This is a genomic window from Paenibacillus sp. MT124 (genome assembly GCF_058792755.1).
This window is the reverse complement of record NZ_CM179500.1, coordinates 2411271-2426728: the sequence shown is the minus strand read 5'-3', so window position 1 is coordinate 2426728 and position 15458 is coordinate 2411271. Positions and strand designations below refer to the sequence as shown.

Here is a 15458-nt window from a genome sequence, read left to right as displayed (position 1 = left end):
GTGAACAAGGCACTTAAAACAGAATGGCCAAGCGCGCACTGGCTACCTTATCATAAGGTACCGTGTACTGCTTCTTGCCTGCTTCGATCACAAGTTCCCCGTTATCAAAGGAAAGCAGTTTACCTTCAAACTCCTTCATTCCATTCACTGCTTCGTAGGTAGTAACAAATACGTTTTTCCCTACGGATTTTGCAACATCCTCCGCTTTTTTCAGTGGACGTTCAGCTCCCGGAGAAGACACTTCAAGGAAATAGACGGTTGGAATCGGATCGTTCTCATCCAGCTTGGCGCTCAGCTGTTCGCTGATCAAGACACAATCATCGATGTCGATGCCACCCTCTTTGTCGACATACACCCGTAAAAACCAGTTGCTGCCTTCTTTGACGTAATCGATGTCAACCAGCTCGAAGCCTTGTTCATTCAAGTAGGGTTGGATCATTTCTTCCACGGTAGATTTAATCTTCGTTGTGCTCAAAACCGATAACCTCCAACTTAGGTTACGCCGACATGTTAAGCCGACAATTTCGTAATACCCAAGATTCTTGTATACCAAAGACTAAAGAGTGGGTTTCCCCACTCTTCAGAAATTCGTACTATCTCGTTCACTTCAGAAATTATAACATAGTCTGGTAATAGTGACAAGTAAGCGATCTTTCAGGTCAATTGCGTACTAATGAAGAAAAAATTACGCAACCTTCTGACAGGCGTTTTTTTGACGGCTTAAGCTTCCATTAAAACAGGGATAATTGATTGCTTTCCGGAAGCCCCCGGAAACAGCCCATGCCAGACAATAGTTCGACAATCGTTTTACTTGCCTTGGATTTTTGCTGAAAATCTTCAATCGACAGAAACTCGCCATGATCTCTTGCCGCCGCAATATTACGTGCTGCATTATCACCGATTCCTGCCAGTGCAGAAAATGGAGGAACCAGTGCATTTCCGTCTACGATAAATTTCGTAGCTTCAGAACGATACAAATCAATCGGCTTGAGTGAGAAACCACGAGCGGCCATTTCTAGAGCCATCTCAAGCACAGGAAGCATGTTTTTTTCTTTTGGCGGTGCCTGGAAACCCAATTGTTCAATTTCAACAATTTTCCGATAGATCGCATCGTACCCCTGACACACCAGCTCGATGTCAAACTCATCTGCACGAACTGTAAAATAGGTTGCGTAGAATTCAATAGGATGATACAGCTTGAAGAATGCAGTACGAACTGCCGAAATGACATAAGCGGCCGCGTGGGCCTTCGGGAACATGTACTGGATTTTGAGACAAGAGTCAATGTACCATTGTGGCACTTTGCAGTTTTTCATCTCATCAATCCACTCCTGAGGCAACCCCCGCCCTTTACGAACACTCTCTGTAATCTTAAAGGCCAGACTTGCATCCATCCCCGCCTTATAGATGAGGAATAACATGATATCATCCCGGCAACCAATTACCGTTTTAATGTTACATGTACCGTTCTTGATCAATTCTTGTGCGTTTCCAAGCCATACCCCTGTTCCGTGGGACAATCCCGAAATCTGCAATAAATCGGCAAAAGACGACGGCTGGGATTCGACAAGCATTTGACGCACAAACTTCGTCCCCATCTCCGGCACACCAAAGGTTGCAACAGGTGAACGGATCTGTTCAGGAGTTACTCCCAGTGCTTCCGTAGAGTTGAACATGCTCATGACTTTTGGATCATTCATCGGAATGGTGGTTGGATCGACCCCGGTCAGATCCTGCAGCATCCGCATCATGGTCGGATCATCGTGTCCTAGGATATCCAGTTTCAACAAGTTCTCTTCAAAGGCGTGATAATCAAAGTGCGTTGTTTTCCACTCTGCAGTAACGTCATCCGCAGGATATTGAACAGGAGTGACATCTTCCACTTCAATATAATCCGGCACAACGACAATGCCCCCGGGATGCTGTCCCGTGCTCCGCTTGACCCCTGTACAACCTGAAGCCAGTCGATTCAATTCAGCTCCGCGCCATTTCTTATGATGCTCTTCCTCATATTTCTTGGCGAAACCAAAGGCTGTCTTCTCGGCAACTGTACCGATGGTGCCAGCCCGAAACACGCTTTTTTCACTAAAGAGTACTTTCGTGTAGTTGTGAGCATGTGGCTGGTAATCACCCGAAAAGTTCAAGTCGATATCGGGAACCTTGTCCCCCTTAAAGCCAAGGAACGTCTCAAACGGTATATCTTGCCCTTCTCCCTTCAGTCTGCCTCCGCAGTCGGGGCATTCCTTCTCTGGAAGGTCGAATCCACTTGGTACACTTCCGTCCAGAAACCATTCGCTGTGCTTACATTCAGAGTTTACACAGATATAGTGAGCCGGAAGCGGATTAACCTCGGAGATGCCTAGGAAGGTTGCAACAACCGATGATCCTACAGATCCCCGGGAGCCTACCAGATAACCATCCTGATTCGATTTTTTCACCAGACGCTCCGAGATCAGATAGTTGGCGGAGAAACCGTATTTGATGATCGGCTGGAGCTCTTTCTCTAGGCGTGCCACTATGACTTCAGGCAGGTCTTCACCATATATCGACTTTGCCGTATTGTAGCAGGTGTTCCGAATTTCTTCATCCGCACCTTCCAGTATTGGCGTAAACAGTTTGTCCGGGAACAGCTTGATTTCCTCAAAGCGATCAGCAAGTTCTATCGTATTCGTGACGACAACCTCGTAGGCTTTGTCCTGACCCAGGAACTGGAATTCCTCCAGCATTTCTGCAGTGGTTCTAAAATGGGCATCCGGTTTGCGCTGGTCTTTCAGCGGACTGAAACCGGTAATTCCGTGGATGGTAATATCCCGATAGATTTTGTCCCTCGGCTCCAAATAATGCACATTGCCTGTAGCAATAACCGGCTTGTTCAATTTCGCTCCGATATCAACTACTTTACGAACCGCAAGTTTCAGTTCCTCCGGTGTGGCCACAAGTCCCTTGTCCACTAGATGCATATACATCGTGAGGGGTTGAATCTCCAAAATGTCGTAAAACTCGGCGATTTCTTCGGCCTCTTCCAGTGATTTATTCAGAACAGCCTCGAAGAACTCTCCTTTTTCACATCCGGATATAATAACCAGTCCTTCGCGCAAGCCGACCAGTTTTGACTTCGGAATACATGGAACACGCTTGAAGTATTCCGTATGAGACAAGGACACCAGCTTGTACAAATTCTTCTTGCCGACATCATTCAATGCGTAAATCCCGCAGTGGAATGGACGTGTATTCGACAGATCAACCCCAACGTAATCGTTCAACCGGTCCAGCATGGTTAAGCCTTTTAACTGGGCTGCATCATTCACAAGTCCATTCAGGATTCCAGCAAGTGCAATCGTATCATCAATCGCCCGGTGATGGCTTTCCAGAGCGACTTTGTATTTGTCAGCCAGTGTGTTCAGTCGGTGGTTTTTCATCTTTGGATACAAAAGCCGTGCCAATTCCAACGTATCCAGCACAGGGTTGGGCAGCTCAGGCATACCCAAATTTTTAAGGGACGCCTGGATAAAGCCCATATCGAATCGTGCATTGTGCGCGACCAGCACGCCATCACCCGCAAACGCAACAAAGTCACGAATGACCGGTTCAAGCTCCGGTGCATCTTTGACCATCTCATCCGTAATGTTGGTCAATTGCTGAATGTTGTACGGAATTCGTTCATGTGGGTTTACAAAGGTGGCAAACCGGTCGATCTCTTTGCCCTCTTGTACTTTGACTGCAGCAATCTCAATAATCTTGTTCTGTGTAACGGATAGACCCGTCGTCTCGATATCGAATACGATGTAGGTCGCTGTTTTCAGATCAATTGGCTGTGGTGCCAAGACAACGGCAACGGAATCATTCACTACATTGGCCTCTAGGCCGTATATCATTTTGATGCCGTTTTTCTTCGCTGCTTTGGCTGCCTCAGGATAGACCTGTACTCCACCGTGATCGGTGACGGCAATTGCCGTGTGTCCCCACTCCGCAGCAGTTTTCACATATTTATCGATGGAGGTTACAGCATCCATGGTACTCATGGTTGAGTGCAGATGGAATTCCACCCGTTTCTCCTGCGCGGTATCTTTTCGTGATGGAGGTGCTTTAATTTCGGTCAGATCCGAAGGGATCATGGCCAGTTCAGGAATTTGCATAAACCGGTCGTACTCTACGCGTCCGCGAACCTTGACCCATTTCCCATTGGCCAGAAGGCTCAAGATTTTAACATCCTCTTTTGTCTTCGCAAACATCTTCATCTGCATCGAATCTGTAAAGTCGGTCAGATAGAACGTAAACAGCGTATTTCCGTTCCGCAGCTCCTTGCGGTCCAGACCAAAGATCGAGCCCTGAAGCGTGATTTTCTTCTCTTCATCCTGAACTTCCTGCATCGGTACAGCTGGCTCCTTGATCTCATAGCCCATCTGCAAGCGTACATCGCCCTGATCTTCGTCTTCCGGAGCTTCCATTTCGGTCACTTCGCTCATCATCTGTTCGATGACCTGTCGCTCCTCAACCTTCTTCTGCGCCTGGAACTGCTCCATTGCTTCCTTATTGCTTCCCACTTCACCAACTTGTAGTTTAATGCGGAGCGGGAGATGAAAATACTTTTCATAGAAGGTTGAAATCGCTTGATCAATCTGTTTCTTACGCGCCAGCTCCATCGATGTAGAATCACTCATGGTCAATTGCAGCAAATCTGCTTCACATTCAAAGGTAGTCCGGTTCATCCATCCATTTACGGATGGAATCTCGCGAGTGACCCATTCCAGAAACAGATTCCAATATTCACTGACAATATCACTTGGCTGCACTTGATCTGTATACTTAAAACCAAATGTAATTTTGGCGATATGATTCATTTTTTCCTGAATATGCAGGCTAAAAGTACGATAGATCGGTGCAGGGACCAACGTATCCTTACAGATCAGGATATGCCATTCCCTGTTGCTGCGATTCGTCTCTACCTGTTCAATCCATCCGTCCAGAAAATAGGGATCGGTCAGTCCTGCAGGTAGCTCTGCCTGTTTCATCAACAATTCAAACCGTTTTCGTTTCTCCTCGAATCCACTCATCGTGTTCCTCCTTGTACCCCCTTAAAACATGAAAAGCTTCTGCAATCAAAAATGTCCCCGATCCGAACCCGCACCGACTCATTTTATCCGACAGAAGCCTTCCATTACTTACTCATACGGTGAATATTCCTGTTAATGATGACCTAGTAGGCTCTTGCAAACACTACTGTGTTCTTCGCCTTTTCACCACAAGCCAGGCACGTATGCTTTTCTTCCGCAGACTGGAACGGAATGTTCCGGCTTGTTGCACCTGTTACTTCTCTTACTTTATCTTCGCAAGCTTCGGAGCCGCACCAGCCGGCCAGCGTAAAGCCGCGTTTGTTTTCCATCAATTCCTTCATCTCATCGAGCGTATCTACAGAGTAGAAGTTATCCGACATAAATGTGCGTGCACGTTCCAGCATATCAGATTGAACCTGATTCAGCATATTCTGAATTTCTTCCACCAGATTCGCCTGCTCTACTACTTTTTTCTCACCTGTGATCCGAGACACAAGTACACATACACCATTTTCCATATCGCGAGGACCAATCTCGAGACGAACTGGAACTCCGCGCATCTCGTATTCATTGAATTTCCAGCCTGGACGAACGTCGCTGCGGTCATCCATTTTAACACGAATACCTGCTTTTTTCAGTTCAGCGAACAATTCGTCCGCACGACCCACAACGGCATCACGCGTTTTTGGCGGTCCAATCGGAATCATCACGACTTGGGTTGGTGCCACTTTTGGAGGAAGTGCCAGACCACGATCATCACCGTGTACCATGATCAGCGCACCGATCAAGCGTGTACTTACGCCCCACGATGTCGTATAAGCATGCTCAAGTACATTTTCACGGCTGAGATACTGAATCTCAAATGCTTTGGCAAAGTTAGTACCCATGAAGTGAGAAGTTCCGGCCTGTACGGCACGTCCATCTTTCATCATCGCTTCGATGGAGTATGTATCCACCGCACCTGCAAATTTCTCTGAAGGCGTTTTTTGACCACTGATAACCGGGATAGCCAAATACTCTTCCACGACTTCGCGATAGATTTCAAGCATGCGCATCGTTTCTTCACGTGCTTCTTCTTCCGTCTCGTGAGCCGTATGACCTTCCTGCCAGAGGAATTCACTTGTCCGTAGGAAAGGCAATGTTCTTTTCTCCCAACGAACAACGTTAGCCCACTGGTTGATCAGAACAGGCAGATCACGATAGGATTGAATCCATTTGGAATACATGTGACCAATGATGGTTTCGGAAGTCGGACGAATGGCCAGACGTTCTTCCAGCTTTTCACCACCAGCTTCGGTAACCCAAGGCAATTCCGGGTTAAATCCTTCAACATGCTCTTTTTCTTTTTGGAAAAAGCTCTCTGGAATGAACATCGGGAAATACGCATTGCGATGGCCCGTTTCGCGGAAACGACGATCAAGTTCATCCTTGATATGTTCCCAGATCTCAAAGCCGTCCGGCTTGAACACAATACATCCGCGAACAGGCGAATAATCCATCAGATCGGCCTTTTTAATAACATCAATGTACCAACGGGAGAAATCCTCGCCCTGTGGTGTGATTTCAGTCACGAATTGTTTATCATTTTCCTTTGACATAAGACTCCAGCGTCCTCCCATAACGACCCTCTCTGCAAATTCAGAGTGTAGTCAAACCATAATTATCCGTTAATTAAACGTAGTATATCATTATATGTTACAGCCAGCATCAGTACAAACAGCATGGCAAAGCCTATAAAGTGAACCATGCCTTCACGGTTAGGATCAACAGGACGTCCTCTCAGCGCTTCAATTCCAAGGAATACCAATCGACTGCCATCCAGCGCAGGTATTGGCAACAGGTTGAAGATTCCAAGGTACAAGCTCAAAATAGCAGCCCATCTTGTTAGCTGTTCAATGCCCTGTTTGGCAATCTGACCTGTTACTTCAAATGTACGTACCGGTCCACCAATGTCGTCCATGTTAAACTGATTAATCAGATGTTTGAAACCTTCAAAGATGACTTTTGTGGTATCCACCATGGCTAAGCCTGATACTTTGAACGTTTCTGCAAATCCAACAGATCGGGTTGGCAGTGTTGGCACGATTCCTACCTTACCACCCTCTTGTCCCTCTACAGTACGGGGCGTAATCGTTATATTGAACGTTTCATCTCCCCGACGCAGGGTCCATTCCATCGGCTTGTCTTTCGACTCAGCAATCATAGCCACCATTTTTTGCGAATCAATACCTATAGCCGTACCATTGATGGTCTCAATGATATCTCCTTCTTGCAGGTTGGCCTGGTCGGCAGCGCCGCCCTCAAGTACTTCACCGATTTGCAGATTTTTAGGGTTTTCCACAGGAACTCCCGCCATTTGTGCATACACGGCAAACAAGACAAAAGCCAGAATGAAGTTCATCAATGGTCCAGCAAAAATCGCCATCGCCCGCTGTCCAACCGTCTTGCTGCCAAACTGCCGGTCTTTCGGAGCAATTTGTGTTTGTTTACCGCGACTAACGAGCATTGCTTGTGGATGTATGCGGTAGTGTTGTACCTCTCCATCAACATCCAATTGCAGTTTCAACGCATTCTCCATATCAATGGAGATCACTTCACCACGTATTACATTTTTACGATTATCCAATTGGTCCAGATAAATCATTTTCACTTGATCATCCATCGGTCTAACCGCAATGGTCTGACCCTCTTGGATTTCTACAAGCTCGGGGTCTTCACCAGCCATACGTGCATATCCGCCAAATGGAAGCAAACGCAATGTAAACTGGGTCTCGTTTCTTTTATATGAGAACAATTTGGGACCAAAACCGATCGCAAATTCCCTTACAAGAATACCGGCGCGTTTGGCAAAATAATAATGCCCCCATTCATGAACCGTCACGATGACAAAGAACATGAGCACCGTTAGAAATACAACTTGTATGGTTTCCAATCCCTATCCATCCTCCTTCACGGCACGAACCGAAGTCTGTCCCTTTAGATTATCATTATTCCAAGGTGCCGCACAAGAGAATCACTTCTTCCATATTTGTGATGAAAAAAGGATTACAGACTAAAAGCATGTTTACGACTTTCCTGGTCACATCTTGCAATTTCTTCGAGATCAGGATTGTCCACATTGCGGTGTGCATCCAGCACGGAAGCAATAATATCCTCTATTTTAAGGAACGAAATCTCTTTGCGCAAGAAGCGTGCTACAGCAACCTCATTTGCGGCATTAAATGCCGTAGTTGCAGTCCCTCCCATTTTACCACACTCATAAGCCAGTCTTAAACAAGGGAACCGTTCCATATCCATCTCACGGAATTGCAGCTTGCCTGCTTGGGCCAAAGATAGTCGCTGTGCTGGTGAAGGCAGCCGATCCGGATAAGTTAACGCGTACTGTATCGGAACACGCATGTCCGGATTGCCAAGTTGAGCAATGATGCTCGTATCCTCAAATTCAACATAGGAATGTATGATACTCTCTGGGTGAAGCAGCACGTCAATCTGGTCATAGGTCAACCCGAACAGCCAATGAGCCTCTATCACTTCCAAGCCTTTATTCACCATCGTTGCGGAATCAATCGTGATTTTGGAGCCCATCGACCAATTGGGATGCTTCAGGGCATCTTCAACTGTAACATCCCGCAGCTGTTCACGTGAGAAATCGCGGAAAGAGCCCCCTGAGGCCGTAAGGGTAATCCCTGCTACCCGGTTACGGTTTTCTCCGTTCAAACATTGAAATATCGCAGAGTGCTCACTATCGATCGGCAGCAGAGAGACACCTTTTTCCACAGCTCGCGCTGTCACAATATGTCCTGCCGTCACCAGTGTTTCCTTATTGGCAAGCCCTATTTGTTTGCCAGCTTCAATGGCAGCCAGTGTTGATTCGAGCCCTACGCTCCCCATGACAGCTGTCACCACAGTATCTGCGTCTGTCCCGGCTGCTACTTCCACCAAGCCCTCTTTTCCATAGAAGAGCTGCGTTCCCGCAGGTAAGTGCGGGGCGACCGTCTCAGCTAACTCTTTGGTACCTACCGATACCTTTTTTGGCCGATAGTGATTGGCTTGTTTGATTAAAAGTTCAGTATTCCCTCCGGCAGCCAGGCCCTCCACCTGAAAAAGCTCAGGATGCATGTCAACGACATCCAATGTTTGAGTTCCAATCGAACCGGTGGATCCGAGAATTGCTATTTTCTTCATGCTGCACCTCATCTTTATTTATCCATTGCGTGCATAATTTCGAATCCATCTGTTATACACGTCTTATGTTCAAAACATTAGTAAGGCAGAAGCATTAGTATATGTACAAATGGAAACACAACAATCCAGCTGTCGCACCGATCCAGAATACCTCCATGCCCCGGAAGAAGGTTGCCGGAATCCTTAATATTGTACACACGTTTGTAAGCGGATTGGATTAAGTCTCCCATTTGGCCGACTACAGCACATGCGAGCCCAATCAATATTGCTCTCTGCCAAGATAACAAGCCATCTGATAACATCGCAAACACAACAGATGTTACAACGGCAATCACAATACCGCCCAACGCGCCCTCCACCGTTTTGTTAGGACTTATTGATGGCCATAATTTGTTTTTCCCCATAAGCTTCCCAACAAAGTAGGCACCAGCGTCACTGGCCCAGATCGAGCCTAATAATAGGAACGTCCAAAAGAGCCCGTGATGAAGATGTCTGGACTCAGCAATATAATAAAAACCGATGCCTATATACAGCACACCCAAAAAGAGCATGCCTATTGTATTCACAGGAATCCTGTTCTTGGTTATCACCGAGGCCGTCATTAAAACAAGCATAACCAGCCAACTGATCTGGAACAGCGTTAGAGGTCTGCCTTCCCACACCATTTCCCATGGAAAGACAAGCGCAAAAACACCTGCATATCCAATCAGGGCTACACCTGAAAAAGGTTGTACCCCCGTCATTTTCACAAATTCATAATAACCGATGAGAGCCATAAGCAGTACCAGGCCATGATACCAAGGTCCACCCAGCATGCAAAAACCCAAAAACAACACACCTGCTACTATCCCTGTCGTTAATCGCTGTTTCAACGGCTTCATCCTCCATCTATTTCAAACCGCCGTAACGCCTTGTTCTGCGCTGATATTCGGCTACTGCTTCAAGCAAGTGCTGTTTGCCAAATTCGGGCCAGTATATATCCGTAAACCATAGCTCGCTATATGCAAGCTGCCAAAGCATAAAATTACTGAGCCTTAATTCTCCACTTGTCCGGATTAACAGATCCGGATCAGGCATATCCACAGTCAACATATGTTTGTCTATGAGCTCAGGTGTAATGTCTTCTGCCGAGAGTTCCCCCGACTGGACCTGCAGCGCAATCTGCTTCACACAGTCCGTCATTTCTCGACGACTTCCATAATTCATTGCGAAGTTCAATACAAGCCCCGTATTGTGTTCCGTGAGACGAATTGCTTCACGTAGGGCATTAACGGTATGTGAAGGTAACTTCTCTTCCTGCCCCATCATGCGTATGCGGACATTCTTTTCTATAAGTTCATCTAACTCAATCGCCAGAAATTCTTGTGGAAGTCTCATTAGAAAATCCACTTCTTCTTTTGGACGTGTCCAGTTTTCTGTCGAAAAAGCATACATCGTCAGATATTTGATGCCCAGTTCATCCGCCGCGATGGTTGCACGTTTCACTGCCTTCATGCCATTCTGGTGCCCAGCTATGCGCGGCAGCCCCAGACGTTTGGCCCATCGACCATTCCCGTCCATAATAATGGCAACGTGCTGCGGGATATTATCCTCGGATATAGTCAGCGTTTCCTGTTTTTCAGCCCCATTCCACCACGACCGAACCCGTTTGATCATTCCTGTTCCTCCAAAATCCCTGAAGTTTCTTCACCTGAAGACTAGAAAAAGAGACAAAACCCCACCGTATTGGAGGGGCTGCGCTTGTCTTACACTTCCATAATTTCTTTTTCTTTGGCAGCGAGTACCTTATCGACTTCAGCAATAAACTTGTCGGTCGATTTTTGGATATCGTCCTGATGTCTCCGGGACTCGTCCTCGGAAATCTCTGACTTCTCCATTTTTTTAATATCATCATTCGCATCACGACGAATGTTACGAATCGCAACTTTTCCTTCCTCGCCGAACTTTTTCGTCAGTTTTACGAGTTCTGTTCTGCGCTCCTCTGTAAGTGGAGGAATGGACAAACGAATCATATTACCATCGTTAGCCGGTGTTAATCCCAGATCCGACTTCATGATCGCACGTTCGATTTCGCCCATAGAAGATTTGTCCCATGGCTGAATCATTAGCGTACGGGAATCTGGTGTGCTAATATTCGCGAGTTGATTAAGTGGTGTCATTGCTCCATAGTACTCTACCTGAACCCGGTCCAGAAGAGCCGGAGTAGCACGTCCTGCACGCAAAGTGGCAAGATCACGACGTAACGCTTGAATTGCTTTATCCATACGTTCTTCGGCATGTTTTTTAACCGCTTCTGGCATTAATCTACACTCCCTTTAACGATTGTTCCGATGCGTTCACCAAGAACTACACGTTTGATGTTACCTTGTTCTGTAATGGCAAATACAATCAACGGAATGTTGTTGTCCATGCAGAGCGAGGACGCCGTCGAATCCATTACACCAAGATTTTTGTTAAGTACATCGAGGTAAGTCAATTGCTCATATTTCTCAGCTGTACTATCCTTGAACGGATCGGCCGAGTATACGCCATCAACTTTGTTTTTAGCCATCAGGATGACCTCTGCTTCGATCTCCGCTGCGCGCAGTGCTGCTGTTGTATCCGTGGAGAAGAACGGGTTACCTGTACCTGCTGCAAAAATAACGACACGGCCTTTCTCCAGATGACGAATAGCTCTGCGACGGATATATGGCTCTGCAATTTGCTGCATGGCAATTGAAGTCTGTACACGTGTAGGCACTTCAATCTGTTCCAATGCATCTTGCAGTGCTAGCGAGTTCATTACTGTAGCTAACATTCCCATATAGTCGGCTGTTGCTCGATCGATGCCGTTTTCGCTACCGGCGATTCCACGCCAGATGTTTCCCCCACCACATACGATGGCAACCTGCACACCAAGTTCAACAACTTCTTTTACCTGCTGAGCAATCGACGAGATCGTCTCTGCATCAATACCATAGCCGTTTTGACCGGAAAGGGACTCCCCACTAACCTTTAAGACAACGCGTTTGAATACTGGCTGTTCCAATTGTTCACCCTCCACTTTAAACTTGAGCACCTTCGGTGTTCAATCAAAAAACTTCTCGCGCATGGCCTCCTGCTTAAAAAGAAAGGAACACGACTGTGTTCCACTCTTTTAGAAAAACGATTAACCGGTTAGGCACTGTTTTCCTGAGATATAAGGGAGCTCTGCTTCGAAGTTTTATCATTCTTATATCTTCGAAAACCAATTTCTGCTTGCCGGTATAAAACCGTCTTATTTGTTCACTTGGGACATAACTTCTTCTACGAAGTTATCTACTTTTTTCTCCAAACCTTCACCTAGTTCGTAACGAACGAAACGACGGATGGAGATATTCTCACCGATTTGGCTGATTTTTTCATTCAGCAATTGGGAGATTGTTTTGTCTGGATCTTTAACGAAAGTTTGTTCCATCAGGCAGTACTCTTCGTAGTATTTACCGATACGGCCTTCAACCATTTTCTCAACGATTTTTTCTGGTTTGCCTTCGTTCAGCGCTTGAGCTTTCAAGATTTCTTTTTCTTTTTCCAGCTCTTCTGCAGGAACTTCTTCACGAGTTACGAATTTCGGACTAGCTGCAGCGATTTGCATAGCGATGTCTTTAACGAAATCTTTGAATTGGTCTGTTTTACCTACGAAGTCAGTTTCGCAGTTAACTTCTACCAGGACACCGATACGGCCACCAGCGTGGATATAAGATTCTACAGTACCTTCAGTAGCTGCACGTCCTGCTTTGTTTGCAGCTGCGGAAAGACCTTTTTCACGCAGAATTTCAGCCGCTTTTGTGATATCACCATTTGCTTCTTCCAGTGCTTTTTTGCAATCGAGCATACCAGCGCCCGTTTTTTCACGAAGTTCTTTTACTGCACTCGCGTTAACTGCCATTATTAATTCCCTCCAAAATAAGTATTGTACGTACACGTACACTCTAAAAAAAGGGCAGTGAGAGGTTATCCACCTACCAACCACCCTTTTCATTTAGTTCATTCGTTATGTTCGAATCTATTAAGCGGAAGTTTCTTCGCCTTGGTTAGCTTCGATCACGGCATCAGCCATTTTACCTGTCAACAGCTTAACAGCGCGGATTGCATCGTCGTTACCTGGGATAACATAATCGATTTCGTCCGGATCGCAGTTTGTATCAACGATACCTACAATTGGGATACCCAATTTGCGAGCTTCTGCAACAGCGATACGCTCTTTGCGTGGATCGATGATGAACAGGGCGCTTGGCAGGCCTTTCATATTTTTAATACCGCCGAGGAATTTCTCCAGACGATCTTTTTCTTTGCGAAGCAAGATAACTTCTTTTTTAGGCAATACAGCGAATGTGCCGTCTTCTTCCCAAGCTTCCAGTTGTTTCAAACGATCAATACGTTTTTGAATCGTTTGGAAGTTAGTCAGAGTGCCGCCCAACCAACGTTGGTTAATGTAGAATTGACCAGCGCGTTCAGCTTCTTCTTTAACAGAATCTTGAGCTTGTTTCTTAGTACCCACGAAAAGAATTGTACCATTCTCTCCTGCGATTCCTTTAACGAAGTTGTAAGCCTCTTCGACTTTTTTCACCGTTTTTTGCAAATCGATGATGTAAATTCCGTTTCTTTCAGTGAAGATATAACGATCCATTTTTGGGTTCCAACGACGAGTTTGGTGACCGAAGTGTACCCCAGCTTCGAGAAGCTGCTTCATGGAGATTACTGCCATCTTCACACACCTCCTAATATGGTTTTTTATTGTGTCCTCCGCCGGCATCATTTTTCGCCAAGACTCTCCATCAGGAAAGCACCCTCAACAAAATTAGCACATGCGTGTGTTTTAACACCGTTATCTAATATAGCATAACTGCCTGGCTGATGCAACAGTCTTTGAAAGCAAACATACCTAGTCGCACAACGTTTGTATGTTATGTGGAATCTCCGACTATAATTATTGCCCAATTAGACTATAAAATAAAAGAACCGTCTTGCCTGAGTGTACTCAGCTTGACGGTTCTTGAGTAATTTTGGCGATGATGGATTCGAAGCTTTCCCCTTTTTCAAGTGCGTACGTTCCCACCTGAATCTTGGTGTTGATTCGCTCTGCCTTTCCCGCCTTAATGAAGGCCTGGGCATCATCTACTATGCCAGCTTTCTCGAGATTTCCAGCGACAATCGCCAAACTGTTACCAGAACGCACTCTAAATGTGACTGTTGTCTTTTGAGGCGTATTCGGTGACGATGGCTCTGCTGCTTTTGGCTCGCTCGCATTATTCGGACTCTCATTGCCACTTGAAGCTGGCTGCTGAGGCTCCGTGGGAGCTGCCGGATCACTAGTATCCTCTGCTTTCTTCGGAGCAGCAGCCGTTTCTCCCTGCATTTCACTGCTCTCCTGCTTTTTCTTTTGTACCCATTCGGCTTCCGTATATAGTTCGTCCTCTGTACCGACAAGCTTCAAATCCATGCTTTTGGCAGCCAACTCCAGCTCTTCCTTCGTCAGATTGGCTGCAGTTGCAGCCGGATCCGTTTCCAAACTGCTGTCAGATAGGGCGTTTTGTCCCACTGTGGCAAGCTGAAGCAGCACTGCTCCAATGATCATGCCCGTTCCAATTCCAATCCATAGGGAGCGCTTGTCCATCTCTTAGCCTTCCTCCCGTTCTGCCAGCTGAAGAATCAGCTGTACTTCTCCACGTTGTATGCCGGTCTGTTTTGCGATCGCATCCACTGACTTGCCTTCATCATACAAATGAAACACTTCTGAATACCGATCTTTGATTGACTCTCGCTCATTGACAGGCTCTTGGCCACTTTGTGTTGGCTCAGTTTCTGAAATCTGCTTTGTGGCGTCATCTCTCATACTGACCACAAGAGCCTGAGCCTGCAGCGCATCGAATTCATCCTTTGAAATATCTGAAACATGATGGGTTTCGGACTCTTTGCTTTTTTCAAGTTCATTGAGACGCTTCTGCAATTCTTCAAGCTGCATTTGCATGCGTTGATCTGCAGCTGCCGCCTCTCCCTTCATTTCAGCAACACGCTGAATAAGGGCATCATTATCGCTTTCGATCTCAGCCATATAATGTTCAAGTGTGGATTCCATCTCTTGCACTAATTGTTGGCTCGGTTCTGGCGTCTTATTTTTCTTGGGCATGATGAATGCATATGCAATGGCACAGGCACCTAATATGACAATAATAACCCATGGTGACAAATTGGTTCCTC

General features: G+C 46.2%; 13 protein-coding genes. All 13 read right to left on the bottom strand.

Annotated elements, in window-relative coordinates; all coding sequences use genetic code 11:
* Positions 1-13: 13 nt before the first annotated feature.
* Positions 14-475, bottom strand: coding sequence for a ribosome maturation factor RimP (rimP, locus tag AC3RCI_RS11280; protein ID WP_095287724.1), 462 nt, complete (start codon positions 473-475; stop codon positions 14-16).
* Between the two features lie 256 nt (positions 476-731).
* Entirely contained in the window at positions 732-5054 is a 4323-nt protein-coding gene (locus AC3RCI_RS11275; RefSeq protein ID WP_492529001.1) for a PolC-type DNA polymerase III, read from the bottom strand.
* A 143-nt stretch (positions 5055-5197) separates the two neighbouring features.
* Positions 5198-6652 (bottom strand): proline--tRNA ligase, encoded by a 1455-nt coding sequence (gene proS, locus AC3RCI_RS11270; RefSeq protein ID WP_492528999.1) that lies wholly within the window; start codon positions 6650-6652, stop codon positions 5198-5200.
* A gap of 62 nt (positions 6653-6714) precedes the next feature.
* Positions 6715-7986, bottom strand: coding sequence for an RIP metalloprotease RseP (gene rseP, locus AC3RCI_RS11265; RefSeq protein WP_336779644.1), 1272 nt, complete (start codon positions 7984-7986; stop codon positions 6715-6717).
* A gap of 113 nt (positions 7987-8099) precedes the next feature.
* Entirely contained in the window at positions 8100-9239 is a 1140-nt protein-coding gene (locus tag AC3RCI_RS11260; RefSeq protein WP_336779643.1) for a 1-deoxy-D-xylulose-5-phosphate reductoisomerase, read from the bottom strand.
* A 77-nt stretch (positions 9240-9316) separates the two neighbouring features.
* Positions 9317-10111, bottom strand: coding sequence for a phosphatidate cytidylyltransferase (locus tag AC3RCI_RS11255; protein WP_492528997.1), 795 nt, complete (start codon positions 10109-10111; stop codon positions 9317-9319).
* 16 nt (positions 10112-10127) lie between these two features.
* Positions 10128-10895: an undecaprenyl pyrophosphate synthase gene (uppS, locus tag AC3RCI_RS11250; protein WP_095358604.1), complete on the bottom strand. Its 768-nt coding sequence runs from the start codon at positions 10893-10895 to the stop codon at positions 10128-10130.
* A gap of 89 nt (positions 10896-10984) precedes the next feature.
* A complete protein-coding gene (gene frr / locus AC3RCI_RS11245) occupies positions 10985-11539 on the bottom strand; it encodes a ribosome recycling factor (RefSeq protein ID WP_095287800.1) in 555 nt (184 codons plus the stop codon).
* Positions 11539-12267: a UMP kinase gene (pyrH, locus tag AC3RCI_RS11240; RefSeq protein WP_095287801.1), complete on the bottom strand. Its 729-nt coding sequence runs from the start codon at positions 12265-12267 to the stop codon at positions 11539-11541. Before pyrH ends, frr begins: the two co-directional genes overlap by 1 nt.
* A gap of 228 nt (positions 12268-12495) precedes the next feature.
* Entirely contained in the window at positions 12496-13146 is a 651-nt protein-coding gene (gene tsf, locus AC3RCI_RS11235; RefSeq protein WP_095287802.1) for a translation elongation factor Ts, read from the bottom strand.
* 120 nt (positions 13147-13266) lie between these two features.
* Complete coding sequence (gene rpsB / locus AC3RCI_RS11230; protein WP_047842496.1) at positions 13267-13965, bottom strand: 30S ribosomal protein S2; 699 nt, start codon at positions 13963-13965, stop codon at positions 13267-13269.
* Positions 13966-14238: 273 nt separating this feature from the next.
* Entirely contained in the window at positions 14239-14874 is a 636-nt protein-coding gene (locus AC3RCI_RS11225) for an endolytic transglycosylase MltG (protein ID WP_492472424.1), read from the bottom strand.
* Between the two features lie 3 nt (positions 14875-14877).
* On the bottom strand, positions 14878-15447 hold the full coding sequence (locus tag AC3RCI_RS11220) for a hypothetical protein (protein ID WP_492528995.1): 570 nt from the start codon (positions 15445-15447) through the stop codon (positions 14878-14880).
* Between the last annotated feature and the right edge of the window lie 11 nt (positions 15448-15458).